This is a genomic window from Candidatus Endomicrobiellum trichonymphae, from assembly GCF_002355835.1.
GTDB classification, from domain to species: domain Bacteria; phylum Elusimicrobiota; class Endomicrobiia; order Endomicrobiales; family Endomicrobiaceae; genus Endomicrobiellum; species Endomicrobiellum trichonymphae.
This window is the reverse complement of sequence record NZ_AP017459.1, coordinates 376369-401480: the sequence shown is the minus strand read 5'-3', so window position 1 is coordinate 401480 and position 25112 is coordinate 376369. Positions and strand designations below refer to the sequence as shown.

General features: G+C 34.5%; 23 protein-coding genes, 2 tRNA genes and 1 pseudogene. 3 read left to right on the top strand and 23 right to left on the bottom strand.

Features of this window, described 5'->3' with window-relative positions; translation table 11 throughout:
• Positions 1 to 184: 184 nt before the first annotated feature.
• The 8 genes and pseudogenes from RSTT_RS01970 to RSTT_RS01940 all read right to left on the bottom strand — a co-directional run bounded on the left by RSTT_RS01970 (position 185) and on the right by RSTT_RS01940 (position 4849).
• Entirely contained in the window at positions 185 to 388 is a 204-nt protein-coding gene (locus RSTT_RS01970; protein ID WP_095558714.1) for a hypothetical protein, read from the bottom strand.
• 167 nt (positions 389 to 555) lie between these two features.
• Entirely contained in the window at positions 556 to 687 is a 132-nt protein-coding gene (locus RSTT_RS06755) for a hypothetical protein (protein ID WP_269457766.1), read from the bottom strand.
• A 772-nt stretch (positions 688 to 1459) separates the two neighbouring features.
• Positions 1460 to 2200 (bottom strand): DUF7380 domain-containing protein, encoded by a 741-nt coding sequence (locus RSTT_RS01965; RefSeq protein ID WP_149030009.1) that lies wholly within the window; start codon positions 2198 to 2200, stop codon positions 1460 to 1462.
• Positions 2201 to 2512: 312 nt separating this feature from the next.
• Positions 2513 to 2586: transfer RNA gene (locus RSTT_RS01960), tRNA-His, on the bottom strand.
• 12 nt (positions 2587 to 2598) lie between these two features.
• Positions 2599 to 2672, bottom strand: a tRNA-Arg gene (locus RSTT_RS01955).
• 684 nt (positions 2673 to 3356) lie between these two features.
• Positions 3357 to 3791: an ATP-binding cassette domain-containing protein gene (locus RSTT_RS01945; protein ID WP_149030008.1), complete on the bottom strand. Its 435-nt coding sequence runs from the start codon at positions 3789 to 3791 to the stop codon at positions 3357 to 3359.
• A 103-nt stretch (positions 3792 to 3894) separates the two neighbouring features.
• A pseudogene (locus tag RSTT_RS06920) lies at positions 3895 to 3999 on the bottom strand (ATP-binding cassette domain-containing protein); the annotation flags it as partial.
• Positions 4000 to 4636: 637 nt separating this feature from the next.
• Positions 4637 to 4849: a hypothetical protein gene (locus tag RSTT_RS01940; RefSeq protein WP_149030007.1), complete on the bottom strand. Its 213-nt coding sequence runs from the start codon at positions 4847 to 4849 to the stop codon at positions 4637 to 4639.
• Between the two features lie 225 nt (positions 4850 to 5074).
• Here RSTT_RS01940 and RSTT_RS01935 point away from each other — a divergent pair, with 225 nt between their 5' ends.
• Positions 5075 to 5842, top strand: a complete 768-nt coding sequence (locus tag RSTT_RS01935; protein WP_096525475.1) for a TrmH family RNA methyltransferase — start codon at positions 5075 to 5077, stop codon at positions 5840 to 5842.
• Between the two features lie 295 nt (positions 5843 to 6137).
• Here RSTT_RS01935 and rbr read toward each other — a convergent pair whose 3' ends face one another.
• The 13 genes from rbr to RSTT_RS01870 form a co-directional block, all read right to left on the bottom strand.
• Positions 6138 to 6716 (bottom strand): rubrerythrin, encoded by a 579-nt coding sequence (rbr, locus tag RSTT_RS01930; RefSeq protein ID WP_096525474.1) that lies wholly within the window; start codon positions 6714 to 6716, stop codon positions 6138 to 6140.
• Between the two features lie 199 nt (positions 6717 to 6915).
• Positions 6916 to 7359, bottom strand: a complete 444-nt coding sequence (locus tag RSTT_RS01925) for a desulfoferrodoxin family protein (RefSeq protein WP_015423281.1) — start codon at positions 7357 to 7359, stop codon at positions 6916 to 6918.
• 137 nt (positions 7360 to 7496) lie between these two features.
• Positions 7497 to 8693, bottom strand: coding sequence for an FprA family A-type flavoprotein (locus RSTT_RS01920; RefSeq protein WP_096525473.1), 1197 nt, complete (start codon positions 8691 to 8693; stop codon positions 7497 to 7499).
• A 176-nt stretch (positions 8694 to 8869) separates the two neighbouring features.
• On the bottom strand, positions 8870 to 9247 hold the full coding sequence (gene nifU / locus RSTT_RS01915) for a Fe-S cluster assembly scaffold protein NifU (protein WP_015423279.1): 378 nt from the start codon (positions 9245 to 9247) through the stop codon (positions 8870 to 8872).
• 44 nt (positions 9248 to 9291) lie between these two features.
• Entirely contained in the window at positions 9292 to 10551 is a 1260-nt protein-coding gene (locus RSTT_RS01910; RefSeq protein WP_096525472.1) for a cysteine desulfurase family protein, read from the bottom strand.
• 12 nt (positions 10552 to 10563) lie between these two features.
• The gene (locus tag RSTT_RS01905; protein WP_015423277.1) at positions 10564 to 10716 is read right to left on the bottom strand and encodes a rubredoxin; all 153 of its coding nucleotides are present in this window, start codon (positions 10714 to 10716) and stop codon (positions 10564 to 10566) included.
• Positions 10717 to 10797: 81 nt separating this feature from the next.
• Positions 10798 to 12573 carry a BatD family protein gene (locus RSTT_RS01900; protein WP_096525471.1) on the bottom strand — a complete coding sequence of 592 codons (1776 nt, stop codon included), beginning with the start codon at positions 12571 to 12573 and terminating at the stop codon, positions 10798 to 10800.
• A gap of 1 nt (position 12574) precedes the next feature.
• Positions 12575 to 13573 carry a tetratricopeptide repeat protein gene (locus RSTT_RS01895; protein WP_096525470.1) on the bottom strand — a complete coding sequence of 333 codons (999 nt, stop codon included), beginning with the start codon at positions 13571 to 13573 and terminating at the stop codon, positions 12575 to 12577.
• Positions 13570 to 14469: a VWA domain-containing protein gene (locus RSTT_RS01890; protein WP_172412817.1), complete on the bottom strand. Its 900-nt coding sequence runs from the start codon at positions 14467 to 14469 to the stop codon at positions 13570 to 13572. The genes RSTT_RS01895 and RSTT_RS01890 overlap by 4 nt, the downstream gene beginning before the upstream one ends.
• A 243-nt stretch (positions 14470 to 14712) precedes the next feature.
• Positions 14713 to 15714, bottom strand: a complete 1002-nt coding sequence (locus RSTT_RS01885) for a vWA domain-containing protein (protein ID WP_096525468.1) — start codon at positions 15712 to 15714, stop codon at positions 14713 to 14715.
• Positions 15711 to 16595 carry a hypothetical protein gene (locus RSTT_RS01880; protein WP_096525467.1) on the bottom strand — a complete coding sequence of 295 codons (885 nt, stop codon included), beginning with the start codon at positions 16593 to 16595 and terminating at the stop codon, positions 15711 to 15713. The genes RSTT_RS01885 and RSTT_RS01880 overlap by 4 nt, the downstream gene beginning before the upstream one ends.
• Positions 16588 to 17541: a DUF58 domain-containing protein gene (locus RSTT_RS01875; RefSeq protein ID WP_096525466.1), complete on the bottom strand. Its 954-nt coding sequence runs from the start codon at positions 17539 to 17541 to the stop codon at positions 16588 to 16590. The genes RSTT_RS01880 and RSTT_RS01875 overlap by 8 nt, the downstream gene beginning before the upstream one ends.
• Positions 17542 to 17909: 368 nt before the next feature.
• Positions 17910 to 18896, bottom strand: a complete 987-nt coding sequence (locus tag RSTT_RS01870; protein WP_096525465.1) for an AAA family ATPase — start codon at positions 18894 to 18896, stop codon at positions 17910 to 17912.
• Between the two features lie 505 nt (positions 18897 to 19401).
• Between RSTT_RS01870 and RSTT_RS01865 the strand changes: the two genes are divergently transcribed.
• Positions 19402 to 20808: an MFS transporter gene (locus RSTT_RS01865; protein ID WP_197702023.1), complete on the top strand. Its 1407-nt coding sequence runs from the start codon at positions 19402 to 19404 to the stop codon at positions 20806 to 20808.
• Positions 20809 to 20914: 106 nt separating this feature from the next.
• The gene (locus RSTT_RS06095; RefSeq protein ID WP_172412816.1) at positions 20915 to 21076 is read left to right on the top strand and encodes a hypothetical protein; all 162 of its coding nucleotides are present in this window, start codon (positions 20915 to 20917) and stop codon (positions 21074 to 21076) included.
• A gap of 743 nt (positions 21077 to 21819) precedes the next feature.
• Here RSTT_RS06095 and pyrG read toward each other — a convergent pair.
• Positions 21820 to 23400 carry a CTP synthase gene (gene pyrG / locus RSTT_RS01855; protein WP_096525463.1) on the bottom strand — a complete coding sequence of 527 codons (1581 nt, stop codon included), beginning with the start codon at positions 23398 to 23400 and terminating at the stop codon, positions 21820 to 21822.
• 14 nt (positions 23401 to 23414) lie between these two features.
• The gene (gene purF / locus RSTT_RS01850) at positions 23415 to 24779 is read right to left on the bottom strand and encodes an amidophosphoribosyltransferase (protein WP_015423267.1); all 1365 of its coding nucleotides are present in this window, start codon (positions 24777 to 24779) and stop codon (positions 23415 to 23417) included.
• Positions 24780 to 25112 lie beyond the last annotated feature (333 nt).

The following is a 25112-nucleotide window of genomic DNA, read 5'->3' as shown; positions in this document are numbered from 1 at the left end:
ATATACTTTTACCTATTTATATACCAGGCTTTATATAAACACATATTCGAAACGACTAACTATGATTTCATTTTTTCATAGCAGAAAAATCCAAAAATTAAAGAATTACAGATATTTTTACCAAGATAAAAGCAAGGATGCTTTAGACAAAAAAACATATATTTTAGATATTATAATTATTAACTTAAATATTTTTATGTTCTAAAATAGAAACCTCTTGCCCACTTTCATACCAAAAACTTGTTAGAGTCTCATTTTCAATATGAATAAAACAACCCATTTTATAATGACACTTACCTTCTTTTAATGTCATTTGCTTTATTCTGTTTTTATCGATACTTATATCATTTTCATTATTATTACTTTTCTTTGCCTTACATACAAACATATTATTATCCTGATTAATTCTTTTATGTATTATTAAATCTAATATCAAATTTTTTGACTTTCATTATATTCTGGTTATCTTCAGTAATATCCACATCAAAACACGGAAACTCCTTTGATAGGATATTTCCCAAGCTCGACATAAATGATATTTCACACACATTCTCTTTAAAAAAATGATATATTTTCTTTCATAAAAATATCTATAATTTCTTTATATTTATTTAAATTTGCCACTACACTTTTTAATTTTTCAAATTTTGGATTGATTTTATTATAATGCTCAATTTTATGAACCATTACCAAATGAAAAACCAAAAAACACAATATGGTACTATTCAATAGAATCTTCAGCTTTCCCATAAGCAATATCATGTCTTAATCTAAAAAAAGGCTGGATAAGTATTTTTTTCTAGATAAAATAAATGCGTTTTTGAAATCAAATTATTAGATGAACATAAATTTATGATCTATTCTACATCTATTTTTGATTGTTCAATTTTGTCAGATCTTATTACATTTGTATTTACACCTGCGTTTTTTAGTATCTGTCTCAACAAATTTTCAATTTGCGAAACTAATAGAGAAACTGCTTCCATAATTTCAAATCTAAGGAAGTGATACAATCCTTTTGCAAATATAAATCCATGTCTCTTAAGAATAAATAAACTATTTTTTACAATTTCATAAATTGTTTTACATGAAAATATATGCTCATTTTGTATAGTCTATATTGCAGGCACTATTATTGCTTTAGTAAATATATAACAAAACACTTTATCCAATCATTTTATTATCAACGGGATCATGCGAGATATACACTGTTCCCCTTTCTGAACCGCATACATCATTAGTAATTGAATCTATGAAGCTAGGATTACTATAGTTCTCTGCTTGCGCTGTTAATGTTTCATATTTAGGGAAACAATCAATAAATCTGATAATAGCTTATTCAAACTCCACACCTGATACCAACTGTTTAATTTCAATACACTGATTAAGATTAACATCGTCAAATATAAAGTCCCCATTTCATCTTTTATATTTATTCATGCCTCAGCAAGTTTTTTATTTAATTCTTCAATTCTATTTTTTTACTTGGAATACTTTGATATAACAAAATTGCTTTTTTCAAAAAACCAGATTTTATTATCCAGCCTCTTATATTTATCTTATCTGCTTCTTCTATAAAACTATCCGCTTCAATTATTTTAAAACTACGCATTTTATATAACTCGCCAGATTTTTTAGCAATTTCTGCACCAGTTGAATACAATTTTCTTAATGAAAAACCATCTATCTTATCTCCTAATAGTTTAATTAAATTTTCTAATTTTTCTATAACAACTTTTGTTTCTTCTTTACTAAGTTTTAATCTAAGGAAGATTCCAAATGCCGCAGATATAAATTCTATACTAGCAATATTATCTAAATATTCTAGAAGTTTATTATAAATATGATCTCTTTTTGGAATATCTTTCAGGGATAAAATTATTATAGCGAGACGTTCCAATTGTCCTATTGCAAACTTCAAAAAAAATTCTGAGATTTTACAGTTATTGACAAAATACTTAACACTTTTATAGTAGGACTCTATTGCTATTTTTGCTGCCTCTATGTTGTTTTTATCCAATTTTTTTATATGCCATAAAATGTCAGCAATTCGAGACTTTACATAAGGTGATTCTATTTTATTCAAATTTCTAAACAGTTCCTCTGCTTGTTCTTTAGAAATATCCTCAGGAATCATAGATATATATCCTTCACCACCATAGTGAGGACAATGAGGTTTTTTTTCATCGTAATACTTCAAATGAATATCTAAGTACTAAAAGACTATCCTTTAATACTTTATAGTGATTCTATACTAAAGTATCAGGTTAAAATTTCTTGAATTCAAATATCCTCGTTTCTGAATAGCATCAAAATCTTTATATTCTATTTTGAAATCTTTAACAAACTCTTTCATTTACGTTTAGCCTACACTATTATGCAAATGAGAAAAAAATGCCCGCGTCAACAGACAGGAATCACTCATAATTTTCACAATTATCATTGAAATCTCTTTTATATCCTAATGATATAATTAAAACGATTAAAAAATAAATGTATTTCTCTTGAAAAGGGTGGCTGACGGGACTTGAACCCGCAGCCTTCGGCTCCACAAACCGACGCTCTAACCAGTTGAGCTACAACCACCAAAGAAAGAAGCGTCTCCGGCGTGAGTTGAACACGCAACCTACTGCTTAGAAGGCAGTTGCTCTATCCAGTTGAGCTACGGAGACAATGATAAGAAAATTGGATTATAACAAAAATAAACTTATCCAGTCAATCCGAAAAAATGCCTTTCTTTGAGTACGCTTCAAAAAAACAGTCCAAGATTTTCATTTTAAGGTTTGCAATTACATCCATTATCTTCTATCTTCCACTTTTTCCCAAAAATTAATAAGGGTTTAGTTTAATTTTTATACACTATTATTACAATTATATTTTGACGGCTAAGATAGATTCTATCAGGATGCTGTCCTTTTAAATAGGTAGGGATAGGAAGTTGTCCTTTATCTGTGAAAATCAGAAAAAAAAGATATTCAATGAGGCTAAAAAATTCATTGTCTTTTATGTCGAGGAGACGAAGTTTCCGAAACATTCAGTCTTTTTTTGTTCAAAGACTGCATCTTTTGTTAATAATTGGCGGATTTTCAAATATAGACTGCCTAAATACAATAATGCAGTAAAGCAAAATACTTATTTTAAAAAATATAATAGAAAATGAAAGAAGTAGGGCAATTTACAGCAGTTCGGATATTAACATTTGATAGATATATGTCGCAATTCTGCTATTTTCACTTTCTTAGCCGCTTACAACAAAACAAATAAAAAATGTTTTTGTCGTATAACAACTTTTGAGCAAACAATACCTCTCTTAAAGCGACGATACTATTCTTGCATAACGCAAGCTTTACAGTTAATCATTCATGAACAAATTGGAGTTTGTAAAGATTTGTATAATAACCTTTTAATTTCAGAAGTTCTTTGTGTGTTCCCGATTCTACTATATTGCCGGATTCAAACACGTATATTCTGTCAGAATTGATTATTGTAGATAAGCGGTGCGCTATAACTATTGAAGTTCTGCCTTTTATAAGTTTATCAAGTCCTTCCTGAACTATTTTTTCAGATTGGGAATCCAGCGAGCTTGTAGCTTCGTCAAGCAAAAGTATTGGAGCATTTTTTAACATGGCTCTCGCAATAGATATCATTTGTTTTTGTCCGCCGGACAAATTACCGCCTCTTTCACCGACAATAGTATCATATTTGCGTTCCTGATTTACTATAAAGTTATGTGCTGCAGCATTCTTCGATGCTTCTATGACTTCTTCATCCGTTGCGGCCGGTCTGCCCATTACTTAATAGTATCATCAAAAAGTACTACATCCTGCGAAACAAAAGCTATATTATCTCTCAAAGACTTTATCTTGACATCTCTTACATCCTCACCATCAATTTCTATACTTCCCCATTTTGAACATCATAAAATCTAAGTATCAAATTTATTAAAGTAGATTTTCCAGAACCGGCGGCTCCAACTATTGCAACTTTTTCCTCTTCTCTTACTTCAAAATTACGCCATGCAGAATTTCAAAACCAGGAACATAATCGAATCTAACATTATTAACTTTGGTTTATACGCCGCAACTATGGCAAACAAAAACACCATAAAAGAGCCGGTAGTAAGGGAACCGCGCATAATTCTGTGTCCACCATACACAAGAGTTCCTGCAAAGGCCTAATACGCTATTATTTTTTGCCATTTTTATCTGAGTGGCTGACAATACATCAGTGCTGTCTTTTGCTTTTTGATATTCAACTTCTTCCGTATTTTAAGATTTAACAATTTTAATCCCCTGAAACGACTGTGTGAGAATTGCGTATAAATTCCCGGAATGCATCTGCTGTCTGAAAAAAATTCTTTTTATTCCCCCCCCCCCCCCCCGAAATATACTATCGGATAAAAAGCTGCGGGGAAAAGTAAAAACATAACTACTGCCATATCAAAACATAAGGATAACTAAAAAGAGTGCTGAACAGGTGTCCTTGCAAAGAGTTGTAACGCCTTTTAAATAGACTCTCTAAATCTAAATCACTTACAAACCGAATTGTTCTTATAGAAAAATTCTAAATCCTGTACTATCATACAAATCGACTTGCATCTTCTTTACAAAATTCACACCAAGCGTTGACATGCCGACTAGGCAACGTCTTTTGCAGCAAAAAGAATTACAATCTGAATAGCAACCCAAGTAAGGACTTCCTTATTTTTATCTATAAACACTTTGTCAAAAACAGGTTCAAACAACTTAACGGACACAGCTTCCAAAACTCCAAATATAACCATAAAAAGCACCGAAACCGCTAAAAGTTTTCGCTGCGGTAAAACATAGTTAATCCACAGTCGTTTCATCTTCATAAAAGAGTCAATGCTTATATTATCCGCAATTCTTTTTTTTATTTTTTAAAAAATATTCATTCCGTTTATTTTTATATTAATTCTGTCTTTTAAATTTTTCAACACTTTTTATTGCATATAAAAAAAGATATAATATTTTTGAATACATATTTAATTTATCTCTCTGCTTTCAAAGAATTCGTAGTCAATCGCTGAATATGTCATAATTTTAAATAAAATATGATAATTAAAAGTGTTCAAAATCAAATCTTTAAAGATGCCCTAAGCCTGCAAAATAAGAAACTGCGCGATAAAAACGGTCTTTTCTTTGTTGAGGGTAAAAAACAGATTTATGAAATCCCAAAAAACAGGACTATAAAACAAATTTTCATATCTGAAAAATATAAAAACGACGTTACAAATTTTAAAAATGTTATAATGCTTTCAAACCATCTATTCAGCAAACTGTCAGCAACCAAATCTCCGCAGGGAATAATGGCAATTGTTGAGAAAAAATACTACGCTGTTGAAGATATCATCAAAAATTCCGGGCTGTTTATACTTTTGGAAAACATTCAGGATCCTGGCAATCTAGGAACAATTATACGCTCTGCAGACGCATTTGGCGCAAAAGCTGTATTTGTGTCAAAGGGAAGCGCTGATATATATTCTGACAAAACCATAAGAGCGACAATGGGTTCAATATTTCATTTGCCTATAATCGATAGCATTAATATTAAAAATACACTGAACTTAATGAAAAACAAAAAAATTTCCGTATTTGCCGCATCTTTAAAAGGGGAAAAATATTTAAACGATATTAAATTCCCAAATAAAAGCGCTTTTGTAATAGGCAACGAAGCTAACGGTCTCAGAAGCGAGACAGAAAACTCGGCAGACACCCTTGTTAAAATATATATGCCAGGTAACACCGAATCTTTAAATGCTGCCACTGCAGCGTCTATAATTATGTATGAAGCAGCAAAAAGCAGAACCTTTATTTTTTAATTCTTAAATAAGGTGCTTCCTGCGTTAGTGTACATAGAGTCTGTTGTTTTTTTATTTCTTGCACAGTTTCCTGCTGATAAAAAATAAGAGGACGCGAAATAAGCGCAAGCTTACAAAAAAATATAGCCTAAACACCGAATGATATATTCAACGATGCAGACAGTAAAACATACTTAAAGATTTGAACCGAAACAAAAAGACATAAACACAAAATAAAATGCTGATTATTTTGAGTTTAGATTCAAAAAAACTGTCGACTATAACAACTAGTTCCTACAAAAGAAAAAAAGTATCTTTAAAAACTGCCAGATAACTCTTCCATATATGCTTTAGGATGCAGACATGCAGGACATTTCTCGAAAGCTTCCTTGCTTTCATATACATAGCCGCAGTTGCGGCATCTCCATCTTACAACTATACCTTTTTTAAAAACTCTGCCGTTTTCAAGATTATTGAGGAGCGTTAAATATCTTGCTTCATGATGTTTCTCAGCAATAGCAACTCTTCTAAAACATTCGGCTACTTCAGGAAAACCCTCCTCGTCGGCAATTCTTGCCGCTTCCGGATAAATTTTTGAATGCTCTTCATTTTCACCTGTAGCGGAAAACCTCAAATTTTCAATTGTACTACTTATAATCCCAGCAGGAAAAGTCCCGGTAATTTCAACAAACCCACCTTCTAAGAATTTAAAAAATCTCTTTGCATGTTCTTTTTCGTTATCTGCAATTTCCATAAAAACTGCAAAAATCTGTTCGAAACCTTCTTTCTTTGCTTTTGAAGCAAAATAAGTGTATCTCATTCTCGCCTGAGACTCGCCTGCAAACGACTCCAATAAATGTTTTTCCGTTTTTGTTCCTTTAATTGATTTTACCATAGCTGTTTCGCACCTCCATTACAGAATAATTAATTACGCAATAAAAACAAATTAAATACATCAAATAGCTCTTAAAATATTTTAAACAGAGACTGTTAAGTAAAAACAAATATATGTTTTTTTTATTTTTACATAACCCTCGAATGTCCACTTAACAGACAAAAATACCCTGCTGTCTGCACACACTTCAAATTTTATATTATTTTACTTCTACTTCATTAAACCATTTGCCATGTATATTACAATTTTCTATAACCTGAACTCTGCCTTTCGTACTACCATTTAAATGAATAACTGCAGCAGGATTAATGTCAGATTCAAGCATGATATTTTCAACAAATTTATTATCAATATAAAAAGCTATTCCCGTTATATGGTGTTCCGGCAAAGTGGGATGAAGAATTTCTCCGATTTTTACATGAACGTCCACACAGCCTGTATCAGGAATCAAGCTGCACTCACTCATCAGCATAAATGAAGGTATATGTTTTTTTTCTGTTTCATCGGAAGCTGCTTTAAAATCCGGCATTTTATAAGCATCTTCTTTTTCTTCAAATACGTTTTTTGACCGGCAAACAGGACATCGTTCTTTATTCCCGTCTAAAGCAACATAACCACACACCTTACAGACTAATCCTTTCATAATTATCCCTCCCATATTAACAGAAAATACCCCACCTCAAAGATTACACAATTAAATACTCATAAGCAGACAACACAGATACTGCCTATCACTCTCACAATATATCAAAAAATAAAGAAAACGATCTGCCAACATTTTTATTTTTCGGTTTTTATTTTTAAAGCAAACGTTTTACCAGCTTCAAAACATTTATTAAGTTCCTCATCGGTCGGATTAAAAACAACCATTAAAGATGATTCAAAAGTGCTCACGCAGGAACCCGTATCTTCTATATCTTTTACAGCTTCGCCGCTCCATCCATAAGATCCGAATGCAAAAGATCTGCGCCCTTTAGCCTTTGATCCTTTAAGAAAATGCAGAAAACCCGTGATAACAGGGAGCATTTCCCCGTCATGCGTCGATGAACCGAAAACCCAACCTTTCGCATCAAGCATATATGAGGCAATGTCCGTTCTGTCATTTTTTGTTACATCAAATAAAACAGCTTCAACGCCTTCCGAAGTTATGCCTTCAATAATTTTTCCCGCCATTTTTTCAGTAGAGTTCCACATTGTTTCATAAACAACAGCGATCCTGTTTTGACAGGAATGAGACGACCAGTAGAGATATTTCTGTATAATTTCAGGTACATATCTGCGCCATACAAGCCCGTGACTAGGAGCAATAAGTTCAATATTAAGATTTAATTTATCTATTGTAGAAAGTTTGGCGGCAACAAGTGCATTGAACGGCCAAAGTATATTCGCGTAATACTTCTGTGCCTCATCCATCAAAGCGACAAAATCAACTTCATCGTCGAAAACTTTGTTTGTCGCATAATGTTGACCGAAACCGTCATTTGAAAATAAAATTTTATCGTAAGCGGAATATGTAAACATACTATCAGGCCAATGTATCATAGGTACATCTATAAAATTTAAAGTTCTTTTACCAATATTTAAACTTTGCCCGGACTTCACGACAGTCCAGTCACCGCTTACCCCGTAATATTTTAAAAGTCCCTGTCTTGCTTTTTCGGTTCCGTAAACTTTTGCACCGGGACATAATTTTAATATTTCCGGAAAGGCTCCGGAATGATCCGGCTCAATGTGATTAATAATTATTATATCTATCTTGATCTTGGAAAGATCAACTAGTGTTCTTATATTTTCTATCAGCTCTTTCTCATAACCTCTGCGCACTGTGTCAATTAAAGTAATTTTTTCATCGACAATTAGATAAGAATTATAGGTAACGCCTCTTCTTGTTACGTAAGTATGTCCGTGAAAATGTCTTTCATTCCAATCTATCGCGCCTACTGCATAAACGCCGTCTTTTATTAACCTGACTGTCATATAAAGCACTCCTTTTTTACAGCGTAAGGAATTACATATCTGTCAAACGACTGCATCATCATTATATTTCAGCACAGTAATATCTGCAATCCACACTTCAAACATACTCTTTTTAATCCTATCTATCTTATACAATGAAAAAAAGAAGAATCCCGATATATAAACTTTAAATATATTTACTTTACCTGTTTAGAATTGTAGTTTTCAACAGCTTTATGCAATGCATCCGCTCCTAAATTAGAACAATGCATTTTATTTGACGGCAATCCGCCTAAAGCTTTTGCAACGTCTGCATTTGTAAGATTCATAACTTCTTCAAGCGTCTTTCCCAACACCATTTCCGAAACCATTGAAGAAACGGCTATTGCAGCGCCACAGCCGAAAGTTTTAAATTTCACGTCTTCAATTTTATTGTCTTTAACTTTTATATAAAAAGTCATCATATCGCCACATACGGGATTTCCCACTTCACCAATACCGTCGGCATCTTTTATTTCTCCGACATTGCGCGGATTTGCGAAATGATCCATGACTCTCTCCGAATAAAATGCCATTAATATCCTCCAATATTTTTTACCGCTTATTTCAAACTTTCTCCTTAGTCTATTCTTCTTATAGTGGTAGTGCAGTGATCATCAAAATCAGTCCCTGGTCCCGCCGCTTTTCTGCTACCGGTCTTTAGAAAATATGAATACAGCGGCGATATATCCCTCAATCTTTTAACGATATTTGGAAACTCTTCCAGAACATAATTTATTTCTTCTTCCGTATTAAATTTTGACAGGGCAAATAAAATTGAACCCTGCCCAACTGCAACGTCAATACCAATAGCATCTAAAATATGCGAAAGTTTAAGATTTTTACTGGCACAGGCAGAGCCGCTAGATGCCATGATACCTTTGGCATCTAAAAGCAGAAACAGCGCTTCTCCCTCAACAAATTCTATTGAAAAATTTACATTTCCCGGCAGGCGATTTTCCCGCACGCCGTTTAAATAAATATGTTCTATTCTTCTTGGAAGTTCGGCAATAAGTCTATCTCTTAACTTCTGAACAGCTTTACCATTTTTTACAATTTCATCTTTAGCTATCTCGCAGGCTTTTCCAAAACCTACAATAGCCGGAATATTTTCAGTTCCGGAACGTATATAATTTTCCTGAATTCCGCCATCCATCTGGGGACTAATTCTTACACCTTTTTTAAGATAGAGCGCCGCAGCTCCTTTGGGTCCGTACATTACTGAAGCCGAAAAAGTTAAAGCGTCAACTCCCAAATCTTTAACATCTACGGGAATCGTTCCGCAGGCACTGACCGCATCCGTATGAAAAGCAACAAATTTATCGGCATTACTGTTTTCTTTAACTACGGAAACTAATTTTTTTATGTCCTGGATTGTGCCGATTTCGGGATTGGCATATTGCACAGACACTAAAATCGTATCTTTTCTCAGCGCTTTTTTCAATTCAGATCCATCTACATTGCCATTGCCGTCAACCGGAATAAAACTTACTTCAAAACCTTCTTTTTCAAGTCTTTTCACAGAATTTAAAACTGAAAAATGCTCTATTGAAGAGATAATAATATGTCTTCCGCCAGCTTTTAAAGCTCCGGCAATACCTTTTACTGCCAAATTATTCGATTCGGTACCGCAGGATGTAAAAATAATTTCCTCGGCATCTGCATTAATTAAATCTGCAACCTGCCGCCTTGCCGTTTCAAGAGCGTTTTTAGAAAAAGAACCAAAAGAATAAATGCTTTGAGGATTTCCATAATACTCAATAAAAAACGGCTTCATACTCTCAAATACTCTTTCGTCAGCTTTAGTATTTGACTGATTATCCATATATATTCGTTTCATAAATTGTTACTCTTATTCAAACGTGCTTTTAGGCGCGCCACATAACGGACACACCCAGTCTTCAGGAAGCTGTTCAAAAAGAGTTCCCAGAGCAATCCCAGCCTCTGGAAGACCTACAGCAGGATCATAAACATAACCGCATGCTGAACATTTCCACTTTTTCATAATATTCTCCTTGTTTGATGTATGGCTTATATTCTAAATTATTCATTTTTATAACTTCTTTTGCAAATGTTTCTGTTTTTATCATTTCTTAAAACTCAGAATCAGAGTTTCAACATTAATTAATAATGCGTTTATGGAATCTTTATCTAAATTCACAGAAGCAAATTTATAAAAATCAAACCTTTCCAACATTTTTATTATTTCTATAATTTTTTCATCATCTGCATTCTTTTTTCGCAAATTACCGGTTATTTGATTCTTCTGCAAATTATCCGATTTAATACCAGTTTCAATATTTATGATTTCAATCAAAGCCTGATAAAGCAAATCCAGCGAAGCTTCAAAATTATTTTCTGAAATCCTGTTTTCAGCTTCTTTCACAAGCTTCTGTACTTCGGCAAAACTAAGAGTTTTTAATTTTTTAAACGGATTTCTGGATACTCTTCTCATATACACAGCATAGCATACACTCAAAATGAACAACATAATAAAAGGAACGAATATCAAATAGAACACCGGCTTTTCTATGAGATATCCTCTATACAACTTAAGCGTTTTTATCCGCTTATTGTAATTTATGTTTTTATGCATAATGTCTATTTTTAACTTATCTTCAACATTTTCTTCGGTATGTAAGGACATCCCACTTACGATGATTTTTTGCGACGATGTCTTTATGGTCTCATATTGTTTCTTTAAGGGACTAAAAAAAGACAGGCTTGCCGCAGGTATTTCCTTTTCGCCCGACACAAGCGGAATAAATATAGTTTTAAATTTTTTTGAATTACCGGAAGTACTTTCGACTATAGTATCATATTTTTTAAAATCGTTATAAACACCAAAGTTTATGTCGCTTATGCTTTTCATATTCCCGCTTCCGCTTACAGTCACAGTCAAAGTTACAGGTTCGTTTATCCTGACATCTTTTTTATCAACGACAGCCTTTATTTCAAAATCGCCTGTGGCTCCATAAAAATCAGCAGGTTTCCCATCCTTAGGCAAGGGAATAATCTTTATTTCTAATGATTCAGTTTCTAAAATTTTAGTCTCTCCGTCTCCAGCGCATCCATTATCCGCAAAAAAACTGAAAAAATCATTCATTCCGGAAGGCAGCGAAAAATTCATAAGATCTATTTTTAATTTCGCAGGTAAAATTCTTTTTAATCCAGTTCCAACGGGATATAAAGTCGTCTCTATTTCGTCAACGCGGTAATTTGAACCGTCTATAACCTCAAAATGATTTTTAGGTTTCGAGCCATCATTCCAAAAACCTGAAAAATCCGGCGGGTAGTATTCGGGATTTGATACCAAATCAACATTCGTATAAAAGCTGAACTTATAAACCAGCTTCTCATTTTCATAAGCAGTCTTCTTATTTATGGAAGCTTTTACAAAAGCTTTTCCTGCCGCCGCATTCTGCGACGATAACTGCCGCCGATTAGCGACGACAGGAATACTCTTAACGCTTTGAGCTGGTGTAACTTCAATTTCTACGCTTTCTGTTAAATACGTTTTACCCTTAAACGTTATTTTGGCAGGCGGTATCGTAAATTTTCCTATTTTTTTCGGTCCCAAAGTATAGTCACGTGTTACGCTCATGCTAGTTTTGCCGGTGACTACAGATATGCTCCGCGAAACAGTCGTTCCGAACCTGTTAAATTCCGGCATAGCGTCCATCTTATATTCCGGAAGATTTGTACTGTCCCCACTCACCGTGACTGAATATATAAAAGACTCGCTTAACGTCACAGTTTTCTTATTCGCAGATGCCTTAAAATAAATAGTTTCAGCAGATGCCAAAACAGATGTAAAAAGCAAAAGCAACAATATGACGGGCAGCAATATCTTTTTAAGCATTTTACCAATCCTCTTGAGGTTGATTTAATGCCGATTTTTTATTTTTATTCCTCAACTTATAGGCTTTCCTTTCAGCTTCATCATAATAATTTAAAAATATCGCCGCAGGCATATCTTTCTTATCTTCTTTTTCTCCTACCGGCTGCATTTCTAGTTTTTCTTTCTCAGACTTGTCACCCAGCGGGTTGTCCCCTTGAGACTCGTTTTTCCGTTTAGAGAACTTATTCTTAGTTACTCCGGTCTTTTTTAACGCTTCTATCTTATTGCTTATTTCCAGTTTTTGTTTATCAAGCCTCAGTTTTTCTTCCTCTAAACCTTTTTGTACATTCTGCCTTTTTTGAATTTCATCTCTTACAACGGAAACCTGTCTGCCGAGACTTTGCCTCTTTTTTTCGTTTTCTTTTTGAGCTTTATCGTTTTGTTCCATATGTCTTTTCAAATCACGTTCTTCCTTACTTTGCTGCCGGTTCCCGATGTTTTGTTCATTCTGTTTGTTGTTCCGCCCTTTTTGCCGACTGTTCTGCTTACTACTATTATCATTATTATTCTGACAACTATCTTTCTCATTCAACTTCAATAACGCTACTTCAAGATTATATTTTGCGTCTTTATCGCCCGGTTTTAATCTCAACGCCTTTTTATATAAACTGGCGGCTTTTCGAAAATCATTCTTACCGTACTCAGTATTCCCCAAGCCATATAAAGCTATAAATTTTTCCTCTTGGTCTGCATCCGAAAAATCTAACACTGCATTATATTTTGTCTGCGCTTCATCAAATTTATTCAGTTTATATTCCGCCCCCGCGGCATTATTAAATATGCTGTAACTGCCGGGAAGTTTTTCAAGTTCTTTGTTAAAACTTTCAGAAGCGGCTTCAAAATTACCGTCATTAAAATATCTTACGGCTCTATTGTTTCCTCTTATATCCTTATATGAAAAAATCAAAAGAAAAATTAACAGAGACGCTGATAAAGCCAGCATAAACATTTTTAATTTCATCTCTTACGCCTCAGAGGAAACAAAAGTTCCGCAAACAACGCAATCAAACCAAGAAGCAAAAATATCTGGAATCTATCGGTTTTACTGCTTTTCATACCGACTTCACTATTATTTTTACCTAAATTGCGGACGGCTTTCACAAGTGACGGATAAACGTCGTCATCTAAAGCGTCAAAATATTTTCCGCCCATTTCTTCGGCAACATTTTTTAATAAAACAGGATTTACCCTGCTTATAACCACTTTACCGTTTACATCTTTTACATAATCTATTACCGTGCCTGTTTCATCTTTAACAGGAATAGGCGCTCCTTCTTTTTTCCCTATTCCGATAGAAATGATTCTTAAACCTGCTTTTTTTGCCGCATTTACAGCTTCTTTTATTTTTGAGTCGTGATTTTCGCCGTCACTTATAAGAATCATTACCCTGCTGCCTGCAGACTCGCAACTTGCCGCCTTAGAAGCAAGCATAATCGCGCTGCTTATGCGCGTACCGCCCAAAGGAAGGTTAGTTGTTTCAACACTCTGCAAAAACATTTTTAGCGCATGCAAGTCAAAAGTCAAAGGACACTGCCACATAGCAGTCCCAGAAAAAACGACAATGCCCATTTTCTCACCGGGATTTTCTTCAACAATCTTTGAAACTATCATTTTTGCTTTTTCAAGCCTGCTTGGTTTTGAATCTTCAGCAAGCATGCTTTTTGAAATGTCCAAAGCTATAATTATTTCTGAAGACTCCTTAATTACTGTTCTCATTTCGTCGCCGTATTGTGGACAAGCCATTGCAATAATAACAAAAAAAAGCCCTGCGAGAAGCAAAATATATTTTATTTTATAAGCTTTTAAATTAACAGACACAAGCGTTGATATATTTACCCTTGATATTAAGCGATCCAATGCTGCTTTCCTTTTTTTTAATGCAATATAAAAAAAGACTGCCAACACCGGAATCAGCAATAGAAGCAATAAATAGATTTTATCCGCAAACATATTTCCTTTCTGCCTTCTCTCCAACTGTTATCTGATCAGATAAAAAAGTTTAAAAAGACCGGACATTTTAAGTATTTTATCTCTTAAGCATTACAATCTCCGGTTTTGTCGTTTTCATTCCAGCCTCAATTTTTTACTCAGCCATTGCTGTTAAGGAAGTTTCCTCAAATAAGTGTTTTCTAAAACGATTATGAGTAACAGCAAAATAAAAGACGGAATCAAAAAATATTTATACAGCTCTCTGTAATTGGTAAACCGCATAACTTCAATATCATCTTTTTCCAGCTTATCTATTTGTTTCATTATATTTTCAAAAGATTTTACGTCTTGCGCCCTGAAATATCCGCCGCTGGTATTATACGCTACTTCTTTTAAAACGCTTTCATTTATTGCATCCTTTCTATATTTAATTTCTCTTTTACCTAAAAACGGATCGCCCACCTCATAAATTGCACCATCAAGACTTCCTACTCCTACGGCATAAATTTTTATATCATAGCTTCGGGCTATTTTTGAAGCGGTTAAAGGATCGATTTCTCCCATATTGTTATTTCCATCAGTAACAAGAATTATAATTCTACTTTTAGCCCGACTGTCTTTTAATCTATTGACGGAAGTCATTATTGCAGAACCTATTGCCGTACCGTCAAGCCCCGTATCTCCGATATTTATATTGTTTATAAATTCAGCAAGAGAATCTTTATCAGTCGTAAGCGGACACTGCGTAAAAGCAAGTCCTGAAAAAATCACAAGTCCTATTCTGTCATATTTTCTTTCTTTCATAAAATCCCGTATAACTTTTTTTGCGGCTTCCATTCTGTTAAGCGATCTAAAATCCAGCGAACGCATACTTGTTGAAGTATCAAGCGCCACTATAATATCAATACCCTGATCGCTTAAATGTTCAAAAGTTTTCCCTTTCTGGGGTTTTGCAAGAGCGATGATAATCAAAATAAGCGAAACACATTTCAAAACTTTTAAAATATTTAAAAGTATTTTTTTAAATTCTGGATTATTACTTTTAAGCAGATTTACACGCGAAAAACTGATACAAGGTTTAAAAGAATTCTTTTTTATAATACTAATATACACGTATGCAAGTGCAAGCAGCGGGAGAAATATCAAAAGGTATAAAGGGTTTGCAAACCTCATAACAACTCCAAAAGTTTTTTTGTAAAAATATAATTGTCTTCCGTTTCAATTTTGTCCGGCGTAAAATCGGCATATCTTGCCAAGTTAAATATTTTTAAATAATTTTTAAACTCATTTATATTTATTTCCCGCGGAATAAAAGGCTTAATTTTGTCAAAAAATTCCGAAGTCGTCATTTCCATAGCATTGAAATTGTACTGCTTAGACGCATAAGTTCTTAAAATTTCAGACATCTTATAATAGAAAATTCTTACGCTTACTCCATCTATGCCTTTATATAAATCATTTAAAGCATTTAACGCTTTAATTTTAGGGTCAGCTTCAAATTGTTTTGACTTCTTTATCCGCTCTGCAACAGCTTTTACAACAGATACGACACAAACGATAAACAAGAATGACATAATAACTATTAAAAGCACATATACGGGACCAACCCTCAACTTTTTTAAAGCTTTGATATCTTTTATATCTTCTGCTGTCCCGCTTCCGATAATGCTTAAAACTTCAACCCGCACTTCAGGAGTAAAAAACAGATTATTAGTCCCGTCAGAACTTATATAAAAAACCGTCAACTGATTTACTGTAAAAATTCCGGTTTTGTACGCCGCAATATTAAAATTTAACTCGTAAGTATTTTCCGCGTCGGATATACGTCTGATATCCGAACTTATAATATCGAAATCGTCAAAACTAAAGTCCTGATCCGCACTTATCTGAGCACCATGCGGAAGCCGTACCTTTACGATAAATTTTATTATATCACCGACAAAAACTCTGTTTTTATTTAATGAAGCGCTTACTTTCTCCCGCGAATACAAAGACGCGCAAATGCAGAAAACAAATAAAATAGCAATGATAATATATTTAAAATGTTTACGCATTCTTACTTACCATGTCAAAAAAGCTGAATATTGCCATGAAAATTAAAGGTATTCTGAAATGACTACATTCGCGCCGTATCCGTCTTTCTCTTTCTTTAAAAAATCTTATAAGCGGGTTTACATAAGAACCGCCCGTATTCAAATTTATGACACTGACTGCTGCTTTTTTAAATATTCTGAGGGTTTCTTTTTTAAAATCTTCATTTTTTTGTTTAAACGATTCATATACGGCGGAAGTATCAATCGTCATCGTTTCTTTTGTTTCAAGATCTTCCATTTCAACTAAACCTACTGCAGGCAAATCGCTTTCTCTGTTATCTTCTATTTTTATACATATTAAATCGTGTCTTTTTGCAACCATTGCCAAATCCTTCTCATAATTTTCATCTTGAAAATCCGAAATAAGAAAAACAATCGCTTTTCTGCGCCATATTCCGTTTATCGCTTTCAATGCCACCGAAATCGAAGTTTCTGTGCCAGAGAAGTTTGAATCAAGTATTTCATATATCATTTTTAAAATATTGTTTCTGCCCTTGCGAGGCGCGATAACTTTTTCAACTTTATCCGTAAAAGAAAGCATACCGACACTGTCATTATTTTTTAAAGAAGCAAATGCCAAAAGAGCCGCTACTTCAGCGGTAATTTCAGATTTTAACCTGTCCGTACTGCCAAAGCGCTGCGATGATGAAACATCTATAAGAAAAATTACGGTAAGTTCTCTTTCTTCCGAGAAAAGTTTTATATAAGGTTTGCCGAAACGAGCTGTAACATTGTGGTCGATACTTCTAAAATCATCGCCTATCTGATATTCTCTGACTTCGGCAAATTCTATCCCCTGCCCTTTGAAAACACTCTGGTACTGACCGGCGAAGATTTCATTTACAAGTTTATGCGACCTTATTGCAAGCTGCCGTATTTGTTTTTTTAATATATCCTTATCCATCATATAATAATCCAAAGTATCCGCTCTCAGCAATTCACAACTGAAAAGAGTCGAGAGCGCAATTAAAAACAACAACTGATTACAATTTCAAATCACGTTTATAATTGCAAAACAATCAGCGACGCTACAAACAAAAAAATGACAATATATCCTAAAAATTCCACTTTACTTTTCCTTTTTTATTTTTTTAAAATTTAATTAATTATTCTTTGCAATGACCTAATTTTTTTACTCCATTCTATCCAATTACCAAGCTAAGCGGATCACATACAACATACTCTTGCCCCCAACACCCCTTGTATTCCTTCCTAGCTCTTATTTTCCTGTTGTTGTCAAGCTCACGCTCACAATTTCAAATTCCAAACCACAAGTTAAGGTACGTCAACACCGCCAAATATTTTTTCAATTATATCATCCGAATCAATAGAATCGGCTTCTGCTTCATAAGTAATCAAAATCCTATGCCTTAAAACGTCATGTCCGATTATTTTTATATCTTCCGGTATAACATATCCTCTACCCTGAAGAAAAGCGTAGGCTTTTGAGGCGAGAGTTAAGCTAATCGTAGCTCTTGGAGAAGCACCGTAAGCAATAAGACTTCTTAAATCTTTAAGCCCGTATTCTCCTGGGTTCCTGGAAGCAAAAACAATGTCAACTATATAATTTTTTACTTTATCGTCAACATAAATCTGTTCTATTGAATCTTTCGCTTTTTGAACATCTTTTAAGCTAATTATAGGATTTATTTTCGGTAGGAAGCGCGTCATTCTTTCCAAAATAATTTTCTCGTCGGATTTATTCGGATAAGAAACTTTAAGTTTAAGCATAAACCTGTCAACCTGCGCTTCAGGAAGGGGATATGTCCCTTCTTGTTCTATAGGATTTTGTGTCGCCATAACTAAAAATGGGTCAGGAAGACCGTATGTAGTATCACCAATAGTAACATGTCTTTCCTGCATAGCTTCAAGCAATGCACTCTGTACCTTTGCAGGAGCGCGATTGATTTCATCCGCGAGAACTATATTGGCAAAAACGGGACCTTTTTTTACGACAAAATCACTGCTTTGAGGATTATAAATTAAAGTTCCGACAACATCCGCGGGCAACAGATCTGGAGTGAACTGTATTCTTTTATAGTCGGCTTGTATTACAGCCGACAGACTTTTTACGGCAAGTGTTTTTGCAAGACCGGGGAAACCCTCAAGCAAAATATGCCCGTCAGAAAGAAGTCCTATGAGCATTCTTTCTAAAACGTATTTCTGCCCAACAAGAACTTTTGAAACTTCATTTAAAAGTTTCGAAACGAAAATACTGTCCTGCATTATTTTTTTGTTAAGCTCATCTATATAAACCGCCATTTCAAACCTCCGATCGGTTATAATATCCGCTACAAATTCTGAAAATAAGAAACTAATCCTGTTTATGAACAGGCTTTACACCAGTTTTATTTGCCGCCGGGCGAACGCATTCACTACTTCTGACTCTGCCTCGCAACTATACCTGTACCTGCCACCGCAGCATCCAGCAATACTTCAAATATGTTAACGCTTCTCCTCAAATATCATATACATTATATGTTCTTTCAAATATCTCAGGAAAGTTGGCTTACCAACACCTGTGTTGCCTATGAGAAACACGTAGTTGTTAGTAGTCTCCTCCTTTTTCTCATTTTAATTTTTTATGACTTTAAAACATTTCGAACTTTACATACCGCTAATACTAGATAAATATATTTGAAAAAAGGTATAGAAAAAGATAAAATAAATCAAGTAATATAATAAAGGCAATTATCATATATATATTTATATGTACTTCACTTATATATACGCAGTTTTACGCACAAAAGCAATACAGACGTATAAAATGGGAGATGCTAATATGTTATCAAAATTCATTAATTGGATGAAATGGATGAAACTAGCCTTGTCTACTCTGGCTGTGGCTCTAGCTGGGATGAAACCTCTGCCAGATGCGAAAAATCCTCTTACAGACGAGAAACAAATCGCAAAGCAATACAAACGCTGGCGTATCAGGATGTTTTCGGGGATGTATGTAGGTTATGTGATGTATTATTTTACGCGCAAGAATTTGACTTACGCAGCACCTTCTGTAATGAAAAAATTCGATATTACAATGGGGGAGCTGGGCACGATAAGTTCAGTATCATATATAACTTACGCTATCGGCAAATTCTTAAGCGGCATAGTTGCTGACAAATGTAATATAAGAACTTTTATGGCACTCGGACTGATTGGCTCTTCTTTAGTCAATCTTTTTTTCGGTTTTCTTCCCTCTTTGCCTCTTTTAACTTTATTCTGGGGTATAAACGGTGGACTGCAGTCTATGGGATTTCCACCAGTGGCAAAAGGACTGGTATATTGGTTCTCGCCTAAAGAAAGAGCGACTAAATGGACATTATGGTCATCTTCCCATACGGTCGGCACCGCTATAGGAGGCATAGTAACCGGTCTTTGTATAGCAATAGGAGACTGGCATGCAGTCTTTTATATACCGGGTATAATCGGAATAATAACAGGTATCGGACTGCTTTTTACTTTGACAGATAAGCCTGCATGCATAGGCTTGCCGCCTATTGAGGTTTACAAAAAAGACATAATACCGATAAAAAAACAAAGTAATCTCTTCCATTGGCAGATTTTAACTAAATATGTTTTCGGCAATCCGTTTTTATGGTCTCTTGCAATGTCTTACATATTTATATATTACATTCGTTTCGCCACATTGGATTGGACAACTAAATTTATGGCAGACAGAGGCATAGGAAATGCACGTGCTGCTTTTTTGCTGTCATCCATGCCGCTCGTCGGCACCTTAGGTGGTATATCATCAGGCTGGATTGCTGATAGGTTTTTCAAAGGACGTTGCACACCTGTTAATCTCATATATCTTTTTTGTCTGATTTTCAGTTTGGTAGGTATGTACTACTTTATTAACGCCACAACGCCGATATGGATTATGATAACATTCCTGTCTTTAGTCGGATTTTTTATAGATGGACCGCAAAATCTTGTAGGGGGAGTGCAGACATCCCGTCTTACTGTACAGGAATCTGTATCTGCTGCTTGCGGCTTCACCGGAATGTTCGGTTATGTTGGAGCCGCATTATCAGGCTTCGGCGTAGCACTACTTGTTGGAAAGTACGGCTGGCACGGATTCTTTGTGTCCTGCATTATATCATGTATAATAGCAATGTTCTTTATCGCCCTAACATGGAAGAAAGAAGCTACGGATATAAAATTATCACAATAAAAAAATCTAAGATAAATATATGCACTGATTCAAACAGACTTCCTGTCTACAGAGATTATTGTTTTTTGGGTTTTGGGTAGCAAAAACAAGGAATATAACAGGAAAAGTGAAGGCAATTTTAGCAGAAACAACAATGTTTATGGCAATAATAAACATCGTGGCATTTGCAGCAAACAGCAGCGCAACAAAACAACCGGGAATCAAAAAACTATATACGATGAACAACGCCCAAAGTACACAAACCATAGATACCCCACACCCTATGTGACATATAAACTTTCTTTCAAACTCATAAAAGAGTTTGAACTGAAATGCGTCTTAAAGGCAACAGCGGGACTGAAAATAATATAAAAATTACTGAATTGTTTTATCAACAGCCTTTCTTAAATAATAAACTTACCGCTGATTTTCGGCAAGTTAAATTTCGGGACATATTTTGACGGTAATGAATATACTGCGCAGTTCATAATGGAATTTTTTCTTCTGCCGACAAAACAACTCATATTAATCCACCAATTATTGCATTAAGACTGGATTACACAATGATTTATATAATTTCAATTGATATTTGCTTACGACTATTTCGTGACACGCACGCTTTGCGGCAGGAAACGAACTTGATATAAAAAAGCTGATGTCCTGCAGGCAACAACAAACCCTTCCAACTATGGAGGAAATTACAGATTATAAAAAGGCTTGCATAGAGTATCGGTCTAAGCACATATCAAGAAATAAATAAAGAAGTCGGCGGACGGATTTGCCAGACTCGTGTATTCTTCTCCTCTCCATCGTCATTTCTCAAATATATCGGCACCCGGATGAAAAGTTTAAAATGAGCAAGAACAGATACTTGCAATTGGAAAGACAACAGCATCCTCAGCCGAAACACAACACTTAATGGTATAAGAAACACAATAACTCTCTAAGTTTTTCAGTTTTTTTGAAGGGGGGGCTTAATAATAAAACTCTTTACTATAAAACAAATTGTATATTTAAAATATAGATTGAAATTTACTTATTTTTAAGCGCCGCACTGATAAGACCTTTAAAAAGCGGATGAGCTTTCATAGGTCTTGAACCGAACTCGGGATGAAACTGCACTCCTATAAAAAACGGATGATTTTTCATCTCGACAATTTCGGGAAGCTTTTTCTTATGATATGCACTTACCAAAAGTCCGACTTTTTCCAATGTTTCTATAAACTCTGGATTCATTTCATATCTGTGTCTGTGTCTTTCCTCAATTTTAGTAGTTTTATATAAATTATATGCCAACGTACTTTTCTTGATTTCAGACTTGTAATTTCCAAGCCTCATAGTATTACCTCTATATTTGATATTTCTCTGCTCATCAAGAATTTTTATTACCGGGTATTTTGTATTTTCATCAAATTCCGTAGAATTTGCATTTTCAAGTTTTGCTAAATTTCTTGATATCTCTATAACGCTACACTGCATTCCCAAACATATCCCAAGAAATGGAGTTTTATTTTCTCTTGCATAAGTTATTGCCCTTATCTTACCATCTATGCCCCTACTGCCAAATCCTCCGGGGACCAAAACAGCATCATAATTCTCCAATTTTCTAACCAAATTCTTATCTTCGGCTCCAAGATAGCGCACTTCAGCTTTTGTATTTAACTCTGACGAGGCAATATTTAAAGATTCGTCAATAGATTTGTAAGCATCTTTTAAATCTGCGTATTTTCCTACAACGGCAATTTTAACTCTTTCATTAAATTCACCGGTAGATTTTATTTTTGTAAACCATGTTTTATCAAATTTTTTTTTAGATATTATGTTAAGTTTTCCTACTATCAAAGAATCGGTATTTTGTTTATAGAAAGCTTCGGGAATATAATAAATCGACGGACTGTCCAATGCCTCGATCACACAATCTTCTCTCACGTTACAAAAAAGCGATATTTTTTTCTTTAACGGTTCGTCAAGGCTATGCTCCGTTCTGCATATTATCATATCGGGAGAAATTCCTATTTCTCTTAATTTGTTGACTGAATGCTGAGTAGGTTTCGTTTTTAACTCGTGCGCACCCGCAATATACGGAACCAGAGTAACATGTATGCTGAAAACATCTTCATTTTTATTTTCAAGCTGAAACTGTCTTGCAGCTTCCATAAAAGGCAGACCTTCAATATCCCCGACCGTTCCTCCGATTTCAATTATTGAAATATCACAACTATCTTTTAATGCCGCAAAACGCTTCTTTATTTCATCAGTAACATGAGGTATTACCTGAACCGTAGCCCCGTCGTAATCTCCTCTTCTTTCCCTGTTGATTACAGTTTGGTAAATATCACCCGCAGTATTAGTATTTGCCCTGCTTGTATAAACGTCCAAAAATCTTTCATAAGTTCCTAAATCCAAGTCTGATTCCGTACCGTCTATTGTCACAAAAACTTCACCATGCTGATAAGGATTCATTGTTCCCGGATCTACATTTATATAAGGATCAAACTTTATCATATTAACTTTAAAGCCGTGAAGCTGCAGGAGTCTGCCTATGCTTGCACCAGAAATACCTTTGCCCAAAGAACTCACAACTCCGCCGGTAATAAAAATATACTTCGCCATTAACAGTTTTCCTCCTAGGTACTCTTTGAAATTTTTGTAGGATATTTCCCGGTAAAACACGCTGCGCAGAAAACATCGCTTTTTTTATTATCTGCAGAACAAGCCTTAATAAGATTGTCTAAACTTAAAAAGTTTAGGCTGTCGACATTCAAATATTCTTTTATCTCTTCCACCGAATTATTGGCAGCTATCAAATATTCTCTACTTGGAGTATCAATCCCGTAATAGCACGAATCAATTATAGGCGGACAAGACAAGGCAAAATGTATTTTCTTTGCCCCGGTTTTCTTTAAAATATTCATTAATCTTTTTGAAGTGGTTCCTCTCACTATCGAATCGTCAATAAGTATTATTTCTTTCCCGTTTACAACTTCTCCTATCGGACGAAGCTTAAGCGTTGAGGTCAAATTTCTTAAGTTCTGCGACGGTTTTATAAAAGATCTTCCGACGTAATGATTTCTTATAAAGCCATTTTCAAAAAGTATTCCCGACGTCCTTGAAAATCCGAGCGCTGCGAAATAACCTGTGTCAGGAACAGGCATAACAATATCGGCTTTTATATTTTTCATTTGCTGTGCAAGATATTCTCCCATTTTTACTCTAGCTTCTTTTATAGTCTGTTCAAACATTACACTATCAGGTCTTGAAAAATAAACCTGTTCAAAAATACAGCTGGTTTGTCTTCTGCCTTTTTTATATATAAGAGATTTCTTAATCTGTCCGTCTTCTATAACAATAATCTCGCCTGGTTTTATGTCTCTTATATATTTGCCTCCGATAACCTCAACAGCGGCACTTTCCGAAGATATTATATAGGAATTATCTATTTTCCCTAAAACTAAAGGTCTAAAACCATTACTATCTCTTGCGCCTATAAGAGTTCTGTCTTTAAGTATTACCAACGAAAAAGCACCTTCGAGTTTACGCAGCGAATTTGCAATTATGTCGGCAAAACTTCCTTTAGACATCGCTATAAGATGAAGCAATATTTCGGTATCCGAAGTATGATTGAAAATCGCACCTTTTTTTAAAAGCAGTTCTTTTATTTTAGAAAAATTTGTAATGTTCCCGTTATGCGCTACGGAAATATTTCCATGAATACAGCTTATCTGAAAAGGTTGGGCATTTATTAAAGAGCTTTTTGAAGAAGTTGTATAGCGAACATGTCCTATGGCAACAGTCCCAGGAAGTTTGTTCAATAAGATTTCTTCATTGAAAATTCTTGAGACAAGCCCCATAGCTTTAAAAGTTCTCATCTTTTCACTACCGCTTATCGTAATACCGGCAGATTCTTCTCCTCTATGCTGCAAAGTAAGAAGTCCCGCCGAAGCTAAAACAGCAGCATTTTCATTGTTTTCAACGCCAATTATTCCACACATTAGTAGTTGCCCCTTTCACAAAACAAAAAAATACAATTATATGTCCGCCGTCTGCAAACATACATCAGGTTTAACTTATAATATTTTTAACTTTGGAAACTAGAGATAACTAAATCGATAGTAACATAAATAATTATAATACATTTAAAACAACATTAATTCAAACAAAACATTTGTTTACTTTCCCGGACTTTTTAGAAGCTTATATTTTATCCTTTTGCTTCTTTTAACGCCATTGCTAGAAAAAACCTATAAAAAACTAAATCCTGACAAAACAATCTGCACTGTTGAAATGCAGTTATAACAATACTTCGCAAATAAACAAAAAACAGT